Below are 23,143 nucleotides of genomic sequence, written 5' to 3' on the forward strand. Positions count from 1 at the left end.
AGCCTTGGCGATGCCAATCATGCAAACCTGATGGACCGCATGTACCGCAACCAGCGGCACATCTATGACATCACCCGCAAATATTACCTTCTGGGGCGCGACACGACCATCGACAAGCTCGATGTACCCCAGGGCGGCAGCTTGCTGGAAATCGGCTGCGGCACTGGCCGCAATCTTCTTCGTGCATCGAAGCTGTTCCCCACCGCCAAGCTTTATGGTTTGGATATCTCGGCAGAAATGCTGACGACGGCCGCTGAAAACTTCGGCGGACGTCAGGAACGGCCTGTATTGCGGGTCTCGGACGCGACAACCTTCAAGATCAGCGAATTCGCCCGAAACGAAGGCTTCGACCGAATCATGATTTCCTATGCCGTGTCGATGATACCGGACTGGGAAAAGGCCGTGGAGCGCGCACTGGCGTCGCTCGCACCCGGTGGCTCCTTGCACATCGTGGATTTCGGCCAGCAGGAAGGCTTGCCCCGCCCCTTCCGCACCCTGCTTCAGGCATGGCTCACCAAGTTCCACGTCACGCCGCGCGCCAATATGCGTTATGTTCTTGAAGCTTTGGCGGGCAGCCACAAGGCAACGCTCGAGTTCCAGCCGATTGCACGAGGATACGCGTGGCGCGCTGTTCTGACGCTCCCGAAGGGCTGAAGTCGAAACGTGGGTGTGGCTTGCCCCCGCTGCCTTTGCTAGTTAGAAGCCGCTCTAAGCCGCAGAATTTCCCGCCGCCCATCTTGCCATAACGGCTTGTTTACCCTGTTATGGTAAACAGGAGATTACGGCGCTTCTCACCAGGCAGCCGGCGGGACTTTCATTCGTTTCACTGGGATCATCATGCAGCGGCTACTTCCGGCTCTTTTCGCGTCCATCCTCCTGTTGAGCGGCTGCACCTCCACCAGTTATGATTTCCTCGAAACTGCATCCGTCGCCAGGCCGCGCTTCAAGGATAATGATCCGCAGGATTTCGGCGCACGCTCACCGCACAAGCATGATGTGCACGGAATCGACGTGTCCAAGTGGAATGGCGATATCGACTGGGCCACCGTGCGCAAATCAGGCGTCTCCTTTGCCTTCATCAAGGCAACCGAAGGCACGGACCGTGTGGATGCGCGCTTCGATGAATATTGGCGCAAAGCCTCAGCCGCGGGTGTGCCGCACGCGCCCTATCACTTCTATTATTTCTGTGCGTCGGCAGATGCGCAGGCAGACTGGTTCATTCGCACCGTCCCGAAAGAATCCATGAAGCTGCCGCCGGTGCTGGACGTGGAATGGAACCCCGCCTCCCCAACCTGCAAGACACGACCTTCACCAGATGTGGTCCGCGCCGAGATACAGCAGTTCCTCACCCGCATCGAACGCCATTACGGCAAGCGCCCGATCATCTACACCAGCGTGGATTTCCACCGCGATAATCTGGTCGGTCAGTTCAAGAGCTACCCCTTCTGGGTCCGCTCCGTCGCCGCCCATCCGACGCAAATCTACAGCGACCGCCAATGGGCCTTCTGGCAATATACCGGCACCGGCGTCATTCCCGGCATCAGCACTCCGACAGATATCAATGTCTTTGCTGGCTCGGAAAAGAACTGGCGCACATGGGTGGCATCCGCCAACCAGNCGCGCGGCTAGCTCATAGATTTCAACTTGANTTTTGCGACAATTCCAGCAGATGTGCTGTGAATTGATCGCATGGCGTTGNAAACAGACGTCTGTTGACGCNTTTCCATCGTCTTGCCCACGCTTCCGCCACAAAACTTGGCGAACGCATGGTCTAAATCGCACATTTGAGGAATTCTGATGTCCAGCNTTTCGCCACGCAGCCTCGCACTTGCTGCCACCCTTTTCACCCTGTCCTGCGGCTCGGCACTCGCCGTCACTCCCGTGGCTTCGCCGGATGACCCGAAACAGGTCGCCTGTGGTGGCGACCTGGCGACCTTCCTGCAAGGCGTAAAGACGGAAGCCGTCGGCAAGGGCGTGCCAGCAGAAGCCGTGGACAAGGCGCTGGCTGGCGCGCAGATCGACCAGAAGGTTCTGTCGCGCGATCGCGCACAGGGCGTTTTCCGCCAGACCTTCCTCGAANTTTCCCAGCGTACCGTCAGCCAGGGCCGGCTTGATATGGGCCGAAAGAAAATTCAGGAACTCAACACCACCTTCAAGCGCGCAGAAGACGAATTCGGTGTTCCCGCAGGCGTCATCGCCGCTTTCTGGGCCATGGAAACGGACTTCGGTGCCGTTCAGGGCGACTTCAACACCCGCAACGCGCTCGTCACGCTGTCGCATGATTGTCGCCGCCCGGAACTGTTCCGCCCTCAGCTCATCGCGCTCACCGAAATGGTTCAGCACGGCGATCTCGACCCTGCTACCAACTCCGGCGCATGGGCTGGCGAAATCGGTCAGGTACAGATGCTGCCGAAGGATATCATCGCCTTCGGCGTGGATGGTGATGGCGATGGCCACGTCAACGTCAAGTCCAGCAGCGCGGATGCCATTCTGACGGCCGCAAAGTTCATCCAGCATCTCGGCTTCAAGAAGGGCGAGCCTTGGATTCAGGAAGTTTCCGTACCGGAAAATCTGCCTTGGGAAAAATCCGGCCTTGGCGGCACGCTGACGGCTAACGAATGGTTCAACCTCGGTGTTACCCCCAAGGATGGCAACAAGACCTTCGGCGCCCTGCCCGCAGCCCTCATCCTGCCTCAGGGCCGCAAGGGTCCTGCCTTCATCACCTACCCCAACTTCAACATCTATCTGGAATGGAACCAGTCCTTCATCTACACCACGTCAGCCGCCTACTTCGCCACCCGCTTCATGGGCGCACCGGTGTATGCCAAGGGCAATCCAGAGCCCGGCCTTGACGATGCTGCCATGAAGGAACTGCAGACCAAGCTCGATGCGAAGACGCATGATGTCGGCAAGATCGATGGCATCCTCGGCTCCGGCACCCGCATCGCCGTGCAGCGTGAGCAGCAGCGACTCGGTCTACCCGCCGATGGCTGGCCAACACGCGCATTGCTCGACGCTCTCTGATCGACGGCGCTCAGTAGAATCACGACATAGACCAAACGGCCATGGCATTAACCATGGCCGTTTACGTTTAAGGCTTATTTGCACCGAATTTTTCAAACGGTAATATAAGTTGTTTTTCAATGCATTGAGGCCAACCGTTGGAAAATACTCGCTCTTTCGTGTGCACTGCATCATAGAAACCGCTTTCCAAGAGACACAAAACGGTCATAATGATTACTGTCAACACAATGGAGGCAGAGCATGGCACTTTCAAATTCTCTTAATGCCTTAGCAATCGGTGTAGCGTTTGCGTTTGTCGGAGTGATGCTTTTCATCTGACGCGCGACTTTGGGGTTTAACACGCACACCCGTCGTTGATTATCATAACCCATTNAAAAAGCGCAGGTTTTTCAGAACCTGCGCNTTTTTTTATGTTCAATTGAACGCTGTTCAGGCAGCCGATTGCCTCAAGGGGCGATAGCCGACATTTTCCAGAACCGCGTTCACCAGCGGTGCACGGTTCATGGTGTAAAGGTGGAACTCACTGATGCCATGGCGCTGCAAATCCAGAATCTGCTCGGCAGCGACATCCGCAGCCACCTTCGCCCGCTCCACCGGATTGTCATCCAGACCGGCAAACCGCTCATCGAGAAACGCTGGAATGCTCGTGCCACACCGACCCGCAAACCGCTTCAACTGCGTCAGATTCTGAATAGGCATGATGCCGGGAACGATGGGAATCGTGATGCCCGCCTTGGTCACGCGCTCCATGTAACGCTCGAACATCGTATTATCGAAGAAGAACTGCGTCAGGGCGCGCGTCGCGCCGTTATCGGCCTTGCGCTTGAGCATATCGATATCGACATCGGTGCTTTCGCTTTCCGGGTGTTTCTCAGGATATGCGGAAACTGAAATCTGNAAATCATCGATCTCGCGCAGACCGCGAACCAGCGCTGCGGCATTCTCATAGCCATCGGGATGCGGCTTATAGGCCGTGCCGGGGCCAGTGGCCGGATCGCCCCGCAACGCCACAAAATGCTTGACGCCGATGCCGCGCAGCTCTTCAACAACGTCGTGCACTTCCTGCTTGCTGGCATCCACGCAGGTCAGGTGCGAGGCTGTCGACAGACCCGCCACCGAGATCATGCGGTCGACCGCAACCAACGTCGGCGCCTTTGTCGTTCCGCCAGCGCCATAGGTCACGGACACGAAGTCCGGGTTCCAGCGCGCAAGTTCCTCGACCGTTTCCCAAAGCTGCACATCCATATCCGCGTTCTTGGGCGGAAAGAACTCGAAGGAGAGCTTGAAATTTCCGCTCGTGTGTCGGTCTGGATCGGTTTTTGTCATGTCATGCCCTCCCGGCTGATAGAAGCGGTGCGTCGACCACCTGCCCGCCCGCAATCAGCAGGCGCGGATCGCGCGCAACCCAGATTGTTACGTCAAGAGACTGGTCGGACACATTGCCGGAATGCAGATCAACCGCCTTCTCGGGCGAAAGCCCCGCCTTTTTCAGCCACTCTTCCATGGTTTGATGCGAAAATCCGAGGCGAACATGCGCGTGGTCTTCTCGCAGATACTCGAGCTTGTGCGGCGCCAGATCGATGATCACCAGACGGCCATTCGGACGCAACATGCGCGCCGCTTCGGCAATTGCCATCTCGGGATGATCGAGGAAGTGCAGCACCTGATGCACCACCACCAGATCGAAATCCTGGCTCTCCAGCGGCAGGTTCNAAATATCGCCATGGCGTACAGACGCGTGTGCCACGCCAGCTTTGTCGAGGTTGGAACGAGCAACCGCCAGCATATCGCGGCTGGCATCGATGCCGATTGCGCGGCGATAGATGCCGCTGAGAAGCTGAAGAATGCGGCCCGTGCCGGTGCCAAGATCGAGCATGGAATCGACAGGCGTCGTGCCGATCAGTTTCGAAAGAGCGCTTTCCACCGCGTCATCGCTGACGTGAAGACGGCGAAGCTCGTCCCAGGCGGATGCATTGCGGCTGAAATAGTCCTGCGCACGCTCCGCCCTCACCCGCTTGACGGAGGAAAGCCGTTCGAAATCCCGCAAAAGAACGGCGTCGTTGGGAGACGCGACGGAAAGAAGCTGTTTGACCAGCTCGGCAGCCTTGCCATCCTGCTTCAAACGGAAGTATGCCCAGGCACCTTCCTGATAACGGTCGATCAGGTCTTCCTCGGCCAGAAGCTTAAGGTGCCGCGAAATACGCGGTTGCGACTGACCGAGAATCTCGGTCAGATCCGTCACGGTCAGATCGCCCGCGCCCAACAGCGCCAACAACCGAAACCGCGTCGGCTCCCCCGCCGCCTTCAACAGCCCCACCAGATTATCAAGCCCTAAAGCCAATGCACAAACCTCAAGCCAATCAACATATAAAGATATGTTTATACGANTTTGGTGAAGCCTGCAAGATCGCATAGGTAATTGATCTCATGGGACGCAATGCATGCTAATCAAACGGGTATCGCGATGATTGCCACACAGCGCGCTCGATTGCGAACTTCGTATTCCTACGTCATATTAGTTGATGTTTGTCGTGGGAGCGGACTGTGGCTTGGTATCGGAACTTTTATATTTGCGAAGAATGTGGAGCGAAGTGGAACGACGACTGGTCCTGTGAGTGCGACGACGATTGTCCAGTTTGTGAAGTTTCTGACATCAGTCCAATCACGTGCCTTGATTTATCAGTCTATATGACGAAAGGCAGCGACGGTACGATCGCCATATACTATTCGCCGCCTGACGCAGACTACACCCCGAATTACACCCGCATGGCTGAGACNAAAATCCCAGTTCTAGCGTCGNTTTTGGGCAAGCTCGCAACGGAGCTTTCGCGTCCGATATGAAATTAGAATTCTCAGAGCCAGACCGAACTTACGTGAGTGGCTCGCAGAAAGCTCGAGTTCTGACCGAAGCATGGATTGAGCAATCGATCTACTGCCCTAACTGTGGAAATCAGAGTCTCAAACAATTTCCCCGAAATCTTCCTGTAGCCGATTTTTACTGTATGCGATGCAACGACCAGTACGAACTCAAAAGCCAGAAAAAGCCTTTCGGGAGGAAGATTGCAAATGGCGCGTATCAGACAAAAGTTGAAAGGCTAGAATCGGATACATCACCGAATTTGATCCTGATGAGATATGACGTGGCGGACGCTGCCGTGAGGCAACTTTACGTGGTCCCAAAACGCTTCTTTACTGCATCGTTGATTGAGCGCAGGAAGCCCCTTAAGCCTTCGGCACGTCGCGCAGGGTGGGTAGGATCAAATATACTTCTTGAACGCATTCCGCAGATCGGACTGATTTGTGTTGTACAAGATGGAATTGTTAAGAGTCGCTCGGATGTTCTGTCCCGGTGGCAAAAAACGGCTTTTCTGGAGCGACACACGCCTGCCGCACGCGGTTGGCTTGTGGACGTTATGAGCTGCATCGACCAAATCGAAAACTCCATCTTTACACTCGACAACGTGTACAGTTTCACTCGATATCTGAGCGAGATTTACCCCAACAATAACAACGTAAAAGCAAAAATCAGACAGCAGCTGCAAATATTACGCGACAACGGATACCTGGAATTTCTCGGCGCTGGAATTTATCGTCGCGCCACGTAAGCAAGTACTAGATTTCTGATGCGGGCTCACTCAATCCTGCTGTAGGCCATCTACTGCAAGAGTTACTTTCGACTATTTATCCCTCTAGCGGCACTGGACCGGCAAGTTGGCCCGCCCCGCAGCAGTCAGCGAGCAAGTAGGCTAGCGGGCCCGAAATAGGAAGTGCCCGCGGTGACGCACCAATAACTCGCCAATAAAGTTCGGCATCATCATTATCAGTCAAACAAAAAAGGGCACCGCTTGTGCAGTGCCCTTTTTGAAGTCGCAAGTGGATAAGGCAGATCAGCGCGTCAGACGCTTATACGCCTGGCTACCCGGGTTGAGCGCATCTGCACCCAGACGGCGGACCTTGTCCTGCTCGTAGTCTTCGAAGTTGCCTTCGAACCATTCTACATGGCCGTCGCCTTCGAAGGCGAGGATGTGGGTGGCAAGGCGGTCGAGGAACATTCTATCATGGCTGATGATGATGGCGCAGCCAGCGAAGTTTTCGAGTGCCGTTTCCAGCGCGCCGAGTGTTTCGGTGTCAAGGTCGTTGGTAGGTTCGTCGAGGAGGAGAACGTTGCCGCCCGCCTTCAGCATCTTCGCCAGGTGCACGCGGTTGCGCTGACCACCGGAGAGGTTGCCAACCTTCTGCTGCTGGTCGCCACCCTTGAAGTTGAAGGCACCGCAGTAAGCGCGTGAGTTCATGTCGAACTTGCCGAGCTTGATGATTTCAGCGCCGCCGGAAATTTCTTCCCAAACGGTTTTGGTTCCATCCAGCGCATCACGGCTCTGGTCGACGTAGCCAAGCTGAACGGTCTCGCCGATGCGAACCGAACCGCTATCGGGCTTTTCCTGACCCGTGATCATCTTGAACAGCGTCGTCTTACCGGCACCGTTGGGGCCNATGATGCCGACGATACCGCCCGGGGGCAGCTTGATCGACAGGTCATTGATCAGCGTGCGGCCTTCAAAGCCCTTCACGATGCCTTCCATCTCGATGACCACCTGGCCGAGACGCTCGGAAACAGGGATGATAATCTGTGCGTCGCCGGGACGCTGCTTGTCGGCGGCATCCACCAGTTGCTCGTAGGACTTGATACGCGCCTTGGACTTGGCCTGACGTGCCTTCGGGCTGGATGCGATCCATTCCTGTTCGCGCGAAATTGCCTTCTGGCGGCCTGCATCTTCGCGGGCTTCCTGCTGCATGCGCTTGGCCTTCGCCGTCAGGTAAGCAGAGTAGTTGCCTTCGTAAGGAATGCCACGGCCACGGTCGAGCTCGAGAATCCAGCCGGTGACGTTATCCAGGAAGTATCTATCGTGGGTAATCATCATCACGGCGCCGGGGTAATCGCGCAGGTGCTTTTCGAGCCATGCAATGGTTTCGGCGTCAAGGTGGTTGGTCGGTTCGTCGAGCAGCAGCAGGTCCGGCTTGGACAGAAGCAGACGGCACAGCGCGATACGACGGCGTTCACCACCCGAAAGCAGGGAAACGTCGCTATCCTTCGGCGGGCAGCGCAGGGCTTCCATCGCCATTTCGACCTGCTGTTCCAGATCCCACAGGTTCTGGCTGTCGATGATGTCCTGAAGCTTGGCACCCTCGTCAGCAGTTTCGTCGGAATAGTTCATCATCAGTTCGTTATAACGCTCAAGCACGGCCGTCTTGTCGGCCACGCCCACCATGACGTTTTCGAACGCAGTCTTGGTTTCGTCCAGATGCGGTTCCTGCTCCAGGTAACCAACGGTCGCGCCTTCTGCCAGCCACGCCTCGCCGGTGAACTCCTTGTCCTGACCGGCAATGATGCGCAGCACAGTGGACTTACCGGCACCGTTGGGGCCGAGAATACCGATCTTGGCATCCGGGTAGAAAGACAGGTTGACGTTTTCAAGGATTTTCTTGGCGCCGTAAGACTTGTTCAGCCCCGACATGTGGTAGATGAATTGACGTGCCATTGTAGCGAATGCTCCGCGTCAGATTTGAAAATTCGAATGGGAAATTTGCCGCTATGTAGGGTAAATAGGGCCAGGGAGCAACCTCTTGGCCAACAATAAGCACAGGCGCGGAGAGATGAATGGACGATATGGCCTTTAGTGAAATCAATCGACTGGCAAGTCCTTCGGGCGCATCCATCACCTACCGGCACGAGCCGGCGCAAGGCCAGCCAAAGGGCATCCTGATGATTTGCCACGGACTGGTGGAACATGCGGGCCGATACCGCCGCTTTGCCGATGTCATGGCGCAACAGGGATTCGAGGTTTACGCCCATGATCATCGTGGCCATGGCCGCACCAAGGCAGACGACGCCCCCATCGGTCGTTTTGCCTGGAAAGACGGCGTCACCAAGGTCATCAGCGATGTCATGGCGATGCGCACTCTGGTTGGCGAACGCCATCCCGGCCTGCCTGTCATCCTCTTCGGACACTCCATGGGCGGCCTCATCGCTCTCAACACCGCCGTCAGCAATCCCGGCGGCTTCGATGCCCTTTCGATCTGGAACTCCAACCTCCACCCCGGCCTTATGGGCCGCTTGGCGCAGGTCGTTCTGCGGATCGAGAAGATGCTGAAAGGCTCTGACGTCCCAAGCGCCATCCTGCCCAAAGCGACCTTCCGCATCTGGAACAGCAAGATGCCGGAAAAACGCACGATGGCCGATTGGCTCAGCCACGACAAGGCGGCCGTCGATGCCTATGTCGGCGATCCGCTCTGCCAGTTCGAAGCCAGCGTCTCACTCTGGCAGGACGTGTTCGAAATGTCCTATCGCGGCCCGAAACTCCTGTCGCGCTTGCCAAAAGACCTGCCGATCCTGCTCGTCAGCGGCAACGAAGACGCCGCGACCAACAACGGCCGCGAAATCGTCTGGCTGGCGCAGCAATTCCGTGCGGCAGGCTTCACCAACGTCGAAGACAAAATCTACCCCGGCATGCGCCACGAAACCCTGCACGAAATCGGCTGGGAAGTTCCGGCTGCGGATTTTGCGGCCTGGGCAAGGAAGGTGGCAGTTTTAAGTAATGGGATGTAGCGCAAAGCGTTCACGTAAATGGGGAACGGTATCTATTATTTCGACGTCATCCTCGGGCTTGACCCGAGGATCTAACGACCCACGACGTCAAACGCCAGTAGATCCTCGGGTCAAGCCCGAAGATGACGTATGAGTATTTGTCGAATCGGAATGACGCCATGAGATAATTTCACATGCACGCAGAAGTTCGTCCGTCTATAAACTTCTGAAATATGTGAGATAGACATGGCAGAACCTTCCGATAAGAAACAGCCGCCCTTGAAGGGCATTCGTGTGATCGAGCTGGCCCGCGTGCTCGCCGGTCCCTGGGCCGGGCAGATGCTGGCCGATATGGGTGCCGATGTCATCAAGGTGGAAAGCCCCGATGGTGGCGACGATACCCGCGCCTGGGGGCCGCCCTTTGTGGAGAGCAAGGATGGCGATAATCTTTCCGCCGCCTATTACCATTCCACCAATCGCGGCAAGCGCTCCATCACCGTCGATCTGAAAAGCGACGAGGGCCGCCAGACGGTGCGCAGGCTGGTCAAGACCGCCGATGTGGTGATCGAGAACTTCAAGCGTGGCGGGCTGGAGAAATACGGGCTGGATTATCAGTCTCTGCGAGCGCTCAACCCCAAGCTCATCTATTGCTCCATCACCGGCTTCGGCCAGACCGGCCCTTATGCGGATTTCGCCGGTTACGACTACATCGTCCAGGGCATGTCAGGTTTCATGTCAATCACAGGCGAGCCGGATGGCCAGCCGATGAAGGCGGGCGTTGCCGTTGCCGATATTTTCACCGGCATCTATTCCGTCACCGCCATTCAGGCCGCTCTCATCCACGCCATGCGCACCGGACAGGGCCAGCATATCGATATGGCACTTCTGGATGTTCAATCGGCCGTGCTGGCCAATCAGAACATGAATTACCTCATGTCCGGCAAAGCGCCGGTGCGATTGGGCAATGCCCACCCGAATATTTCTCCCTATGAAGTGGTGCCGACGGCTGACGGATTCCTCATTCTGGCTGTCGGCAATGACGGGCAATTCCGTCGCCTCTGCNAAATCCTCGGTATCGATGCCATCGCAGACGATGAGCGCTACGCCACCAACAAGGCCCGCGTCGCGCACAAGGTGGAGGTTCGCCAGATCGTGTCGACCGAGACGCTCAAATGGATGAAGCGTGACCTGTTGACGGCCTGCGAAACCAGTGCCGTGCCTGCCGGGCCAATCAATTCCATCGATGAAATGTTCGCCGATCCGCAGGTTCAGGCACGCGGCCTGCGCGTTGATCTTCAAGCCGCAGACGGCACCGTCATTCCTGGTGTAAGAACACCGATCATATTGTCGGAAACGCCTCTGCATTATGAGCGACCGAGCCCGCGTCTCGGGGAGCATCAGGCAGAAGTGCTGGCCGAGTTGGACGACATAGAAAGGAACCTGGCACCATGAAAAGAACCGGCGGACAGCTGATTGTCGAAGCCTTGAAAGCCAACGGTGTGTCGCGTGTTTCCTGCGTACCCGGCGAAAGCTATCTGGCCGTGCTGGATGCGCTGTATGAAAGCGGCATCGAGACCGTGATCTGCCGTCAGGAAGGTGGCGCGGCGATGATGGCCGATACCTGGGGACGGCTGACGGGCGAGCCCGGTATCTGCATGGTAACGCGCGGTCCCGGCGCGACCAATGCGTCTGCGGGCCTGCATATCGCCATGCAGGATTCCATCCCGATGATCCNTTTCATCGGCCAGGTGCAGCGCGATGCCCGTGAGCGTGAGGCCTTTCAGGAAGTCGAATACCGCCGCGCCTTCACCGAATTTGCCAAATGGGTCGGCGAGATCGATGATGCCCGTCGCATTCCGGAATTCGTCACCCGCGCCTTTGCGGTCGCCACCTCCGGTCGCCCCGGCCCCGTGGTCTTGAGCCTGCCCGAGGATATGCTGGTCGATCTGGTGGACGCACCGGAGGCCAAGCCTTACACGCCGGTGGAAAACCACCCCGGCCCAAAGCAAATGGCCAAATTCGCAGAGCTTCTGGGTGCAGCCAAGCGTCCCATGGTCATTCTCGGCGGCACCCGTTGGACAGAACAATCCGTTGCGCAGTTCAAGACATTCGCGGAACGCCTCAAGCTGCCAGTCGGCTGCTCCTTCCGCCGTCAGGCGCTGTTCGATCATCTCAGCCCGTCCTACGCAGGCGATGTTGGCATCGGCATCAATCCGGCGCTGTCAGCGGAAATCAAGCAGTCCGATCTCATTGTCCTCCTGGGCGGACGCCTGTCGGNAATGCCCTCTTCCGGTTACACTTTGCTCGACATTCCCTACCCGTCGCAGACACTGGTACATGTCTACCCGCAGGCGGAAGAACTCGGGCGCGTCTACAGGCCGGACCTCGCCATCTGCGCGTCGTCCACTGAATTCGTGGAAGCGCTTTCCACACTGGAAGTCCCGGNAAATCCGGTATGGGCAGAGCGCACTGCCGCCATGCACGCGGCCTACCTGACATGGTCCACCCCACCGAAAACCGGACCCGGTCCAGTGCAGATGGGTCCGATCATGGACTGGATCGAAGCCAATACGCCTGTTGACGCCATCTTCACCAACGGCGCGGGCAATTACGCCACATGGCTGCACCGCTTCCACCGCTTCCAGCGTTTCAACACACAATCGGCCCCCACCTCCGGCTCCATGGGTTATGGCCTGCCCGCCGCAGTCGCCGCCAAGCATCTGTTTCCGGAACGCGAAGTCGTCTGCTTTGCCGGTGATGGCTGCTTCATGATGCACGGGCAGGAATTCATCACCGCCGTGCGCTATGGCCTGCCCATCATCACCGTGCTGGTCAACAACGGCACCTACGGCACCATCCGCATGCATCAGGAACGGGAATATCCCGGTCGCGTCAGCGGCACTGATCTCGTCAACCCTGACTTCGTCGCCTTCGCCAAAGCCTATGGCGGCCACGGCGAGATCGTCGAGAAAACCGAAGACTTCGGCCCTGCCTATGAACGCGCCCGTGCCAGCGGCAAGCCCTCGATTATCGAAGTGAAGCTCGACCCTGAGGCGATTACTCCTGCGCGGACGTTGACGCAGATTCGCGAACGCAGCTGATATTTCAGCAATGNAAATAGGACTGCCATGATGTAAACCGTGTCTGACAACGGAGAGCATCATGGCAGAGACGACACCGGCAGTTATCACCCCACGAAACGCAAACATAGAACCCTCAGCCGGTGCGCCTTTCGAAGCCGTGCGCGTGGCGCGGGACGTTCTGCACACCTGCCGTACCGCCGGTCTCGCCACGCTTGATCCGCAGAGCGGCTATCCCTACAACACCGCCACCAACATCGCCGTCGAGCCGGATGGCACGCCCTTCTTCTTCACCGCTCGCCTCGCACTCCATGCCCGCAATATCGAGGCGGACCCGCGCATCTCGCTGGTGCTGGCACCCTTCAACAAGGGCGACGCGCTGACACTGCCGAGACTGACGCTGGTCGGCAAAGCGGTGCTGATGGTTGATGACGAAGTGCCGTTGGCTAAGGCGCGCTATATCGCCCGCTACCCCAAAGCCAAACTCTATCTCTCGTTACCGGATACGCAGCTCTACCGTCTCAATATCGAAGGCGTCCAAATCAATGGCGGCCCTGCCCGCAATGCCAGCAATATCACACCATCGGATCTGCGTACCGATCTCTCGGGCGCGGATGGGCTGGAGGCCGAAATCTCGCGCCTGAACGTCATCAAGGGCGAGGCATCACGGCTGGCGGTACTGGCAGGCCGCAAATCCGGCGCGTGGAAAATCACGTCGATCGACCCGGATGGTATCGACCTGGCTTCGGTCAGTGACCTTGCCCGGATGTGGTTTGACGAGCGCGTGGAAAGTGTGAATCAACTTGCGAAGGTACTGACTCAATCCTCGAAGTGATAGCGGTAACAGATTCAGATCAAAGCGAAACTCGCGACCTTTGCCTTTTGATATTGATGGGTGGCACCACCAGAAGCATCTTCACCGTGCCATCCTTCACTTTCGCAACAAGGCATCGCAGATATTTCCATTTCGTTAACCATCTTCGTTAACAATATGCATCGCACCATGAATGTCGCGGTGCGTTGAAGAGCGATGAAATCAGGCTCTGCATTCGGGGGCCCTTATGCCAGTCATTACATTTGCAAATACCAAGGGCGGCGCCGGCAAGACCACGGCTGTGTTGCTGCTTGCCACCGAACTTGCCCGCATGGGCCACCGCGTGACGGTGCTGGATGCCGATCCGCAATTGTGGATTTCGCGCTGGTCCGAAATGTCCGGCGAGATGCGCAATCTCTCGGTCATCTCACACGTCACCATGGCCTCGATGGAAACGCATATTCGTGAAAACAGGTCCAATACGGACTGTTTCATCATCGACCTCCCCGGCACCAAAAGTCCACTGCTGACGATGGCGCTCGGAATTTCCGACCACGTCTTGATCCCCGTTCAGGGTTCCGCCATGGATGCACGCGGCGCTTCCGAAGTGCTGGAGCATATCGAGCTTCTCAATCGCAAGATGGGCATGAAGATCGATCACTCGGTTGTGCTGACCCGCGTCAACGCCATGATCAGCACGCGCTCCATGCTGCTGGTCAAGGCGCTGTTGGCGGAGAAGAACGTTCGCGTTCTGAACACGCCAATTGCCGAACGCGCCGCCTTCCGCGACATTTTCGACTGTGGCGGCACGCTCGAAGCGCTGGACTGTCAAAAGGTCAGCAACGTCGAGAAGGCGATGGAGAATGTGCGCAACTTTGCCTACGAGGTTTTGCGCCTGATGCCGGTCCGTGTCGTCCGTTCTGACCGTGATGGNAAATTCCTCGGTCGAAAAGCGGCCTGATTACCAATAGTTTCGAGCGCCCGGCACGTTTTGCGACCGGGCGCAAAATTCTGCTTGATTTGGAAATGATCGTTTTCTATATTGCGACCATGACCAACGCTCCTTCACCATCTTACCCTATCCGCCAGCGCGGTCGCCCGCGTGAGTTCGATGTCGATCTGGCGATCGACAAGGCTATCGGCGTGTTTTCTGAGCGTGGCTATCACGCAACCTCCGTGGGTGATCTGACGCAGGCGATGGAGTTGACGCAGGGCAGCCTCTACAAGGCTTTCAAGGATAAAAAGGACATCTACATCGCCGCCGTCGAGCGCTATAGGCTGGTGCAGACGAAGCGCTTCGAGGCGGCCGTTCAGACCGGCAAAACCGGGCGGGAGAAGCTGCTGGCGGCGATGAACTTCTATGCCGATGCCTGCATTGGACAGTCCGGTGGACAAGGGTGTCTCGTCGTGGGTGCTGCTGCCGATCTGGCCTCGTTGGACGAGGATATGGCGCGTGTCGTGCGCCGTGCCATTGATGCGCGCGAGACCATACTGGGGCGCCTCGTGCGTGAAGGACAAGCGGATGGATCGGTGTCGAACGCAATGGATGCAGACGCTCTCGCCAAGACGGTGCTTTGCCTGATTTACGGCATGCGGGTGGTCGGCAAGACCGGCCTTGAGAAAGCGGAACTTAACGCGGTGGTCGATGTGGCCATGAAGGTTTTCGACTGATTTTTATGCGTATTTTGGAAATGAATATTTCCTAATTTGGAGACGTGACATGACATCTACAGTGCTTGGTTCCGAGCCTGCACAGGAAGAGGCTATCTCTTCCGCAATGATTTTTCTGTTGGCCAGTGCCTGCGGGTTGATTGTGGCAAACCTTTATTATGCCCAACCGCTCGCCGGCGTCATCGGTGCGGAGCTTGGCCTTTCCGCCGGGGCAACCGGGTTGATCGTGACGCTGACGCAGATCGGTTACGGGTTGGGACTGCTGTTTGTCGTGCCGCTGGGTGATCTGATCGAAAACCGNAAACTGATCGTAACGACTGTGGGCATGGCGGTCGCGGCTTTGATTGCGGCGGCACTGGCACCGCATGCTTCGCAGTTTCTCACGGCTGTTTTCCTTGTCGGCATCAGTTCTGTGGCTGTGCAGATGATTCTGCCCTTGGCCGCGCATATGACACCGGATGCCAGCCGCGGCAGGGTTGTCGGCAGCATCATGAGCGGGCTGATGGTCGGCATCATGCTGGCACGACCACTATCGAGTGTATTGTCCGAACTGGTTTCCTGGCGCGGCGTGTTTCTGATGTCGGCTGTTGTGATGGCCGTACTGGCACTGGTGCTCTACCGGCTGCTGCCACGCCGTATGCCGGATGCGAAACTGCCATACCGCGCCCTTCTTGCGTCGATGGCAAAGCTGGCCGCGAACACGCCTCTTCTGCAACGGCGCGCAATCTATCAGGCTGGCATGTTTTCGGCGTTCAGCCTGTTCTGGACGGTGACGCCGCTTTATCTCAGCGGTCCGGCTTTCCGGCTGTCACAGGGAGAGATCGCGCTGTTTGCGCTGGCAGGTGCGGCTGGTGCCATAGCCGCGCCGATTGCAGGCCGCCTCGCTGATCGCGGCTGGACATGGGCCGCCACCTTGGGCGCGCTGCTGGCGGCTATGGCATCGTTCCTGATCACTCACATTGCGCCGGAAGGTTCGCATCTGGCTCTGGCGTTGCTGGTCGTTGCAGCAATCGTGCTGGANTTTGCGGTCACGACAAATCTGGTGCTGGGCCAGCGCGCCATCTTCACGCTGGGTGCCGAATTCCGCAGCCGCCTCAACGGCATCTTCATGGCAACGTTTTTCATGGGCGGTGCCGTGGGTTCAGCGGTCGGCGGCTGGGCCTACTCGCAGGGCCAATGGGTCGCAGCCTCATGGCTTGGCTTTGCACTGCCCGCGCTTGCCTTCGCATGTTTCCTGACGGAACGTCGGGCCGGAAAACGAGTGCATAAGTTAGGGTAAGGCAGGACCAACAATTTGGACGTCATCCCCGCCCTTGTGGCGAGGATCTATCCACGTTCAATGTCNGGGTTCGTTAGATCCTCGGGACAAGCCCGAGGATGACGTTGGAGAGAGTGTTGAGCGAGTTGCTCTTACTCGGCAAACTCCACCACAACACCCGGGCGGACCATCTTAGCAAGTTCCGTTGCATCCCAGTTCGTCAGGCGGATACAGCCATGGCTGTTGGTCTTGCCGATTTTGGATGGTTCCGGCGTGCCGTGAATGCCATAGGTCGGCTTCGACAGCGCAATCCAGACCGTANCGACGGGACCGTTGGGACCGGGCGGGATCTGCAATATCTGGCTGTTCTGGCCCTGCTGGAAGTTGATCTTCGGGTTATAGGTGTAGCCGGGATTGAGCGCGATGCGTTCGACGGTATGCGTGCCGGATGGCGAAGGCGTATCCGAAGAACCGATAGTGGCAGGATAAGCCGCAATCAGAACGCCGCTTTCGTCATAGGCGAACACCTGCTTGATGCCCTTGTGGGCAACGATTCGAGCGACCTGCCCCTTCTTCGGCTCACCGGGGCTGACGACCTTGATGATCGTGCCTGGTACAGTGAAATCGACGCCGGGGTTGAGTTCCTTCAGGTATGTCTCATCCATGTGGAAACGCTCAGCGAGGGCTTCCGATGTGGACGTGTAGGCCATGGCGGGAAGCTGCGCCTTTTCGGCGTAGTCATCCGGAATGGAGGCAACATAAGGACCAGCCGCGTCTGCTGCGGTTATCGTATAATCCACGATGGCCAGACCGCCGGTGTTGCGCAGACGCTCCAGAATGTCATCTGTATTGTTGGGGTCGAGACGGTCGCCCGTCATGTCCTGCCAGGCAGCGATGGCCTTGTTGACGTTGTCACCCATCTTGCCATCGATCACACCAGGCGAAATGCCTTCGCGGTCGAGAAACACCTGAAGCGCAACAATTTCCTGACGCGAGCGATTGACAGGAGCCGTCACCGGCTGGTTACGCTCGATGAGGTGGTCAGGCTGCGGCACGGCGGTGACAGTGCTCTCACCCGGCATCGGTTGGCCCAGCGGCGCGCTTTCGACAGCGCCCGGCCCTTCGACAGACCCCGTATACGGGTCTATGTCGCTTCCATCGCCACGGTACTGACGATAATCCTGCCCGCCGCCGCCGTTGCCCTGATAACCGTAATCGCGCTGTGGCTCCCGGTTCTGGCTCGGCGCTGGTGGATAGTAGGTGTCATTCTGATTGTAATAGGGATCTTGCTGAGCCTGGCGGCGCGGAGCCGCACCCTGCTGCATTTCCGTTGCAAGAAGGTTGCCGTAACGGTCAAAGTAAACAGTGCGGCCCATCCGGTCGCGGCTGATGACGATGTCGCCACGTTCGGGCATGAAATCGAGAACCCGCCCATCGGGCGTTACCATCATAGGCTGTTCCTGATAGACCTGCCGTTGCTGCGCGCTGGCCTCAGCGGGCAGGAGGACGGAGGTCGTCGCGACAGCGAGACCGAACATTGCGTTAATTAAAAGTTTCACGATTCTGCGATCCCTTGGGTTCTTCCCAATACACACACGTTAATCTTGACCCTATTGTGGNAAAGGTGAATTCGCGGTTAATGCAATCTTAATTTCCCGTCGTTGCGATAGCNTTTGCGTGATTGCGACGTCAACATGTCAGTGAAGGAGCGAAAATGCGAGCGCTGAAAGCCGGAAAATCTCCCGCAATCTTTCTTGATGAAACATCCCTTTTCGATATCGGCGCCTGCGTGGTCGATGGTATCGATATTGCTCCNGGGCGTGCCATCCCTGATGATGGCGATCCTCGTATTGATCATTCGCTAGAAGGCTTTCTGTTTACCTGTGGCCCTGACCATATTCGCCACCCTGAAGCCATTGAAGGTGACGCGGATGGAAGAAAATATCCTTTGCATGGTTCATTTTCCTCTCANCCCGTCGAGATAACGCATTGGTCTACTGAAGGTGGTAATGCGAATGCCGGGGCAAGGGTTCCGCTGGTCCTGGCCGATGGCGGCACTGCCCTTCTGGAAAGAGAGTGGGCCATCGATGGCGAAACCGGCGAAGTCAGCCTCAACGACCGCGTAACCAACACCAGCGCCGCCACGCGTCCCGTCTTCCACATGTACCACATGAATGTCGGCGCAAGGCTGTTCGACGATGCGGTGAAGCTTCAAGGCGCGATGTTTGAGGGCGGTGGATTTGGCTGGCGTTTTGGCGAGGACCCGGGCGGCGTCTTCTGCGTGCCAGCGGGAGATGACGGCGACGGCTGGGCCACCATAATGCTGGGGCCAATCGCAACCATTGGCGGGCGAACGCTCAAAGTCAGCTTCCGCACGGATACGCTTCCCTATTTGCAGATGTGGCGAAACCAGCAGGCACCGGCACATGTCATGGGCATAGAGCCGGTATCGCACCGCTGGGTCAGCCGCTCCGAACTTGAGGCGGCAGGTGAGTTTCACATGCTGAATCCGGGTGAGAACAGGACATACGGCCTGCGCTTTTCTATTCTCTGAACAGGCCCGCAATTGGAATGGCTTATCATTGACGCACCCTCTTTAACCCCTTAAACCGGGTGCGAAATTTAGGATGGCACAGCAATTTGTGCCGGGCTGCCACGGTTACCGGAGGACGAGAAAATGGATATCAGGCGTATTGACGATGAATATTCCGTAAGCGGCCAGATCAGCGTTGCCGACCTCGATGAGGTCAAGGCGCTGGGTTTCAAATCCATCGTTTGCCATCGCCCGGATGATGAAGAAGAAGGCCAGCCGCTGTTTGCAGATATTGCCGAACGCGCAGAGGCATTGGGCATCGCCGTCGCGCATGTACCTGTCGGTCGATTCGGCGTGGATGCCGATGCGGTGACGGGCATGGTCGATGCTTTGGATGAACTTCAGCGTCCGATGCTCGGCTTCTGCCGTTCCGGCGCGCGCTCCACAGCCATCTACGAAAAGACCCATCACATCCGCGGCTGATTTCACCGTAGCCGTTAATTCTACCCGAAATACCAACAGGAGTTTTCAGCATGAGCATCAAGCGTATCGAACCCGGCAAGCGCATGAGCGGCGCAGTCGTTCACGGTAACACCGTCTACCTCGCCGGTCAGGTGGGTGAAGGCACATCCGTGACCGAACAGAGCAAGTCCGCTCTCGCCGAAGTCGACCGCCTGCTGGCTCTTGCCGGTTCCGACAAGTCGAAGATCCTACAGACCATCATCTACATTTCCGACATGTCCACCTTTGGCGAAATGAACGCCGTCTGGGAAGGCTGGATCGACCCGGCAAACCCACCAGCCCGCGCCACCAGCGAAGCAGCGCTTGCTACGCCGGACTACAAGGTTGAGTTCATCGTGACAGCTGCGATCTAAGTGGTTTGATTTCTTGGAAAAAGCCGGTCCTTGGGGCCGGCNTTTTTTGTTGTTCGATTCATGTGTCGTGCAACGCCCTCTAAGGATCGCAAAACCTGCGAAGTCCCAGCCCAGCCGTGTCAAAAACCCCGGCACGCTTCGCCGTTCACGCGACGTCATCCGCCCGTGGTTTGCTTCGTCATTACCCCGTGAGAACACACGCAAATGCGGAAATGTCTCTGGTATGGTGTTTGTGTTGGGCTCCGCATTTGCGTGGCCTCCAGTCTTTCAATCAGCCAGACCGGACCTTGAACAAACCGGGCCGGCTTTGGTCGTCTTCCTGTGAACCTCGCCTCCTCCACTGACCGAAAACCGTTTATGGAATTTCGGACCGTGAAGCAGGCAGGCCCACAGGACATCGCCTTTGATGACCACCCGCACGTCTACGGCCAATCACCACCCTCCGCCTGCCCCGACAGTGTCTCGCGAAACACTCCAGCCGCGAAGGTGTGGGGATTGTAGGCATGGGGTTGATGGCCGTGGAGAAAACTTTTTTATTTTTTTAGGGTGGGGGAAGTGGAGGTTTGTGGGTGTGGTTTACACCCCTCTGCCCTGCCGGGCATCTNCCCCTCATGTGGGGAGATCGACTCGTGGCGACCTCTCGCACATCTTCGACGTTGAGATTGAAGTAAAGTGGCTCGGCCATCCAATCTNCCCCCTTGAGGGGGAGATGTCCGGCAGGACAGANGGGGGTAAGCCCCACCCTCCATCATCAGCCAAAATCAAAAGCACTCCAGAAACAGCGCCCGCGTATTCTCAGCCGTCAACTCGACAGGATTACCGCCGCAGCTTGGGTCCTTGATGGCCTCTGCTACAAGTTCATCCACCCGGTCAGGCTTGATGCCCATAGCCGTTAGGCTTTCAGGCACGCCGAGTTCTTTGCGAAGCTCCAGCACGTAATCATAGAAGCCATCAAACCCGCCTTCGATGCCAAGATAGGCCGCAGCGCGCGCAATTTTGTCTTCGATGGCCGGGCGGTTGAAGCGCAGAACGGCGGGCATGACGACGGCGTTGGTCATGCCGTGGTGGGTGTTATAGACCGCGCCGATGGGGTGCGACAGGGAATGGATGGCACCCAGCCCCTTCTGGAACGCAACCGCACCCATGGCGGCGGCGGCCATCATGTTGGAGCGGGCCTCGATATCCGTGCCGTCTTTATAAGCGCGGGGCAGAAACTCTTTCACCAGCCGCAGGCCTTCGAGCGCGATACCGGCACTCATCGGGTGATAGAAAGGCGAGGAATAAGCCTCCAAGCAATGGGCAAAGGCATCCATGCCGGTGCCGACGGTGATGGCCTTGGGCATGCCGACGGTGAGTTCCGGATCGCAGATGACGACGCCGGGCAAGAATTTCGGGTGGAAGATGATCTTCTTCACATGGGTCTGCGAGTTGGTGATGACGCTGGCGCGACCGACTTCCGAGCCGGTGCCTGCCGTAGTCGGCACCGCGACGATGGGAGCGATGCCTTCAGAATTGGCGCGGGTCCACCAGTCGCCGATATCCTCGAAATCCCAGACGGGCCGCGTCTGGCCTGCCATGAAGGCGACGGCCTTGCCGAGATCGAGACCGGAGCCACCGCCGAAGGCGACTACGCCGTCATGTCCACCATCCTTGAAGGCTTTGACGCCCGCTTCGAGATTGATCTCGTTNGGGTTCGGGTCCACCTCGGAGAAGATAGCGCGGCCAAGGCCTGCCTCTTCCAGAATATCCAGCGCATGGGCCGTGATCGCCATGCTGGCGAGGCCTCTGTCGGTGACGAGCAGCGGCTTTTTGATGCCGAGCGTCTTGCAGGCGTCCGCCAATTCCTTGATCCGGCCGCGTCCCATCTTGATCGGGGTCGGGTAGCTCCAGTTTGCGACGATGTTCATTTCGTGACTTTCTTCAGATGGTAGGATTTTGGACGGGTCAGGTTCTGGAAACCGATGACCGACAGCGAGCCGCCGCGACCGGTATCCTTGACGCCGGTCCAGCACAAAGCAGGATCGAGATAATCGGCGCGGTTCATGAAGACGGTGCCGGTTTCGATCTCGCGACCGATGTGCCCTGCCCTGTCAGCATCCTGCGTCCACAACGATGCGGTGAGGCCATATTTGCTGTCGTTCATCAGCGCGATGGCTTCGTCGTCGTTCTTGACCTTCATGATGCCGACAGCAGGGCCGAAGGTTTCCTCGGTCATGAATTCCATGGAATGGTCGACATCGATGAGGATTTGCGGCGCGACATAGGCGCTTTCGCCATCATCGGCGGCAAACAGCTTGGGATCAACAAGTGCTTTCGCACCTTTGGCAACCGCATCGGCCACCTGCTGGCGCACCACTTTGGCGAAACGCTTGTTGGCCATCGGCCCCAGCGTCGTTTCCTGCTCCAGCGGGTTGCCAAGCTTGTAGTTGGACACCCACGCCACAGACTTTTCAACGAAGGCATCGAACAGCGATTCGTTGACATAGACGCGCTCGATGCCGCAGCAGCATTGGCCGGAATTGAAGGTCGCACCGTCCATCAGCGTATCGACCGCCGCATCCAGATCGGCATCTTCCATGACGTAGCCGGGGTCCTTGCCACCAAGTTCCAGACCGAGGCCGGTGAAGGTGCCAGCGGCAGCGCGTTCGATGGCGCGACCGCCTTCGACAGAGCCGGTGAAGTTGACGAAGTTGAACAGGCTTTCGGCAATCAACGCCGACGTGGTCTGGTGATCGAGGAAAAGGTTGATGAAGACATCCTCCGGCACGCCCGCCTCCACGAAGGCCCGCACCATGCGCTCACCCACCAGCAGCGTCTGCGCGGCGTGTTTGATGACAACAGTGTTGCCCGCCATCAAGGCAGGCGCAATGGTGTTGATGGCCGTCATGTAAGGGTAGTTCCACGGCGCGATGACGAAGACGACGCCATGCGCTTCGCGCTCGATGCGGCGTTCGAAATCGCCGCTTTCCTCGATGACAAGCGGTGCCAATGCGTCAGCTGCAATCGCTGCGACGTAATTCGAGCGTTCGTTGAAGCCCTTGAACTCACCGCCATAGCGAACCGGGCGACCCATCATGTGGGCCAGCTCCGGCACGACTTCGCCCACCATTTCGTTGAGGCGAGCCACGCCTTTCAGCACCAGTTGAACACGATCTTCCAACGGGCGACGCGCCCAGGATTTTTGCGCAGCGCGCACTTTCAATACGGCGGTCCGCGCCGCATCCAGCGACATCGNCTCGCGCTCGGCATAGACCGAACCGTCGATCGGCGAGATATTCTGGATCATGACCATGATGGNTTTCCTA

At 57.8% G+C, this 23,143-nt stretch carries 20 protein-coding genes; 14 read left to right on the forward strand and 6 right to left on the reverse strand.

Translation table 11 applies throughout. From position 1 onward, the window contains the following. Window positions 1-30 precede the first annotated feature (30 nt). The 3 genes from CUC55_RS19515 to CUC55_RS19525 all read left to right on the forward strand — a co-directional run bounded on the left by CUC55_RS19515 (window position 31) and on the right by CUC55_RS19525 (window position 3,024). Window positions 31-654 (forward strand): class I SAM-dependent methyltransferase, encoded by a 624-nt coding sequence (locus CUC55_RS19515; RefSeq protein WP_067645621.1) that lies wholly within the window; start codon window positions 31-33, stop codon window positions 652-654. Between the two features lie 183 nt (window positions 655-837). Then, complete coding sequence (locus tag CUC55_RS19520) at window positions 838-1,629, forward strand: glycoside hydrolase family 25 protein (protein ID WP_103088888.1); 792 nt, start codon at window positions 838-840, stop codon at window positions 1,627-1,629. Between the two features lie 168 nt (window positions 1,630-1,797). Next, window positions 1,798-3,024, forward strand: coding sequence for a lytic murein transglycosylase (locus CUC55_RS19525; protein WP_103088889.1), 1,227 nt, complete (start codon window positions 1,798-1,800; stop codon window positions 3,022-3,024). A 429-nt stretch (window positions 3,025-3,453) separates the two neighbouring features. Here CUC55_RS19525 and metF read toward each other — a convergent pair whose 3' ends face one another. Together metF and CUC55_RS19535 are read right to left on the reverse strand one after the other, a co-directional pair. After that, entirely contained in the window at window positions 3,454-4,350 is an 897-nt protein-coding gene (metF, locus tag CUC55_RS19530) for a methylenetetrahydrofolate reductase [NAD(P)H] (RefSeq protein WP_103088890.1), read from the reverse strand. A 1-nt stretch (window position 4,351) separates the two neighbouring features. After that, window positions 4,352-5,365 carry an ArsR/SmtB family transcription factor gene (locus CUC55_RS19535; protein WP_103088891.1) on the reverse strand — a complete coding sequence of 338 codons (1,014 nt, stop codon included), beginning with the start codon at window positions 5,363-5,365 and terminating at the stop codon, window positions 4,352-4,354. 496 nt (window positions 5,366-5,861) lie between these two features. Between CUC55_RS19535 and CUC55_RS19540 the strand changes: the two genes are divergently transcribed. Continuing rightward, window positions 5,862-6,629: a DpnI domain-containing protein gene (locus tag CUC55_RS19540; protein WP_067645246.1), complete on the forward strand. Its 768-nt coding sequence runs from the start codon at window positions 5,862-5,864 to the stop codon at window positions 6,627-6,629. A 282-nt stretch (window positions 6,630-6,911) separates the two neighbouring features. Here the strand turns inward: CUC55_RS19540 and ettA are convergent, their stop codons facing one another. After that, on the reverse strand, window positions 6,912-8,561 hold the full coding sequence (gene ettA / locus CUC55_RS19545) for an energy-dependent translational throttle protein EttA (protein WP_103088892.1): 1,650 nt from the start codon (window positions 8,559-8,561) through the stop codon (window positions 6,912-6,914). 119 nt (window positions 8,562-8,680) lie between these two features. Here ettA and CUC55_RS19550 point away from each other — a divergent pair, with 119 nt between their 5' ends. From CUC55_RS19550 to CUC55_RS19580, 7 genes are all read left to right on the forward strand, one after another. Beyond that, complete coding sequence (locus CUC55_RS19550; RefSeq protein ID WP_067645241.1) at window positions 8,681-9,628, forward strand: alpha/beta hydrolase; 948 nt, start codon at window positions 8,681-8,683, stop codon at window positions 9,626-9,628. A 225-nt stretch (window positions 9,629-9,853) separates the two neighbouring features. Then, entirely contained in the window at window positions 9,854-11,059 is a 1,206-nt protein-coding gene (gene caiB, locus CUC55_RS19555) for a succinate--glutarate CoA-transferase (RefSeq protein WP_103088893.1), read from the forward strand. Continuing rightward, window positions 11,056-12,708 carry a thiamine pyrophosphate-binding protein gene (locus CUC55_RS19560; protein WP_103088894.1) on the forward strand — a complete coding sequence of 551 codons (1,653 nt, stop codon included), beginning with the start codon at window positions 11,056-11,058 and terminating at the stop codon, window positions 12,706-12,708. Before caiB ends, CUC55_RS19560 begins: the two co-directional genes overlap by 4 nt. Window positions 12,709-12,769: 61 nt before the next feature. Beyond that, window positions 12,770-13,522 (forward strand): HugZ family pyridoxamine 5'-phosphate oxidase, encoded by a 753-nt coding sequence (locus tag CUC55_RS19565; protein ID WP_067645232.1) that lies wholly within the window; start codon window positions 12,770-12,772, stop codon window positions 13,520-13,522. Window positions 13,523-13,748: 226 nt separating this feature from the next. Further along, on the forward strand, window positions 13,749-14,462 hold the full coding sequence (locus tag CUC55_RS19570) for a ParA family protein (RefSeq protein ID WP_067645228.1): 714 nt from the start codon (window positions 13,749-13,751) through the stop codon (window positions 14,460-14,462). A 65-nt stretch (window positions 14,463-14,527) separates the two neighbouring features. Then, a complete protein-coding gene (locus CUC55_RS19575; protein ID WP_067645225.1) occupies window positions 14,528-15,172 on the forward strand; it encodes a TetR/AcrR family transcriptional regulator in 645 nt (214 codons plus the stop codon). A 49-nt stretch (window positions 15,173-15,221) separates the two neighbouring features. Then, entirely contained in the window at window positions 15,222-16,451 is a 1,230-nt protein-coding gene (locus CUC55_RS19580) for an MFS transporter (RefSeq protein ID WP_103088895.1), read from the forward strand. A 131-nt stretch (window positions 16,452-16,582) separates the two neighbouring features. Here CUC55_RS19580 and CUC55_RS19585 read toward each other — a convergent pair whose 3' ends face one another. Then, window positions 16,583-17,989, reverse strand: a complete 1,407-nt coding sequence (locus CUC55_RS19585; protein WP_103088896.1) for a L,D-transpeptidase — start codon at window positions 17,987-17,989, stop codon at window positions 16,583-16,585. Between the two features lie 155 nt (window positions 17,990-18,144). Between CUC55_RS19585 and CUC55_RS19590 the strand changes: the two genes are divergently transcribed. The 3 genes from CUC55_RS19590 to CUC55_RS19600 all read left to right on the forward strand — a co-directional run bounded on the left by CUC55_RS19590 (window position 18,145) and on the right by CUC55_RS19600 (window position 19,838). Continuing rightward, window positions 18,145-18,984, forward strand: coding sequence for a DUF4432 family protein (locus CUC55_RS19590; protein WP_103088897.1), 840 nt, complete (start codon window positions 18,145-18,147; stop codon window positions 18,982-18,984). A 123-nt stretch (window positions 18,985-19,107) separates the two neighbouring features. Further along, window positions 19,108-19,446 (forward strand): protein tyrosine phosphatase family protein, encoded by a 339-nt coding sequence (locus CUC55_RS19595; RefSeq protein ID WP_067645213.1) that lies wholly within the window; start codon window positions 19,108-19,110, stop codon window positions 19,444-19,446. A gap of 50 nt (window positions 19,447-19,496) precedes the next feature. Beyond that, the gene (locus CUC55_RS19600; protein WP_067645210.1) at window positions 19,497-19,838 is read left to right on the forward strand and encodes a RidA family protein; all 342 of its coding nucleotides are present in this window, start codon (window positions 19,497-19,499) and stop codon (window positions 19,836-19,838) included. 761 nt (window positions 19,839-20,599) lie between these two features. Here the strand turns inward: CUC55_RS19600 and CUC55_RS19605 are convergent. Both CUC55_RS19605 and CUC55_RS19610 read right to left on the reverse strand, forming a co-directional pair. Continuing rightward, complete coding sequence (locus tag CUC55_RS19605; protein WP_067645206.1) at window positions 20,600-21,745, reverse strand: iron-containing alcohol dehydrogenase; 1,146 nt, start codon at window positions 21,743-21,745, stop codon at window positions 20,600-20,602. After that, on the reverse strand, window positions 21,742-23,130 hold the full coding sequence (locus CUC55_RS19610; RefSeq protein WP_103088898.1) for an aldehyde dehydrogenase family protein: 1,389 nt from the start codon (window positions 23,128-23,130) through the stop codon (window positions 21,742-21,744). The genes CUC55_RS19605 and CUC55_RS19610 overlap by 4 nt, the downstream gene beginning before the upstream one ends. Window positions 23,131-23,143 lie beyond the last annotated feature (13 nt).

The sequence above is a fragment of the Agrobacterium bohemicum genome (assembly GCF_002896715.1).
Taxonomy (GTDB): domain Bacteria; phylum Pseudomonadota; class Alphaproteobacteria; order Rhizobiales; family Rhizobiaceae; genus Agrobacterium; species Agrobacterium bohemicum.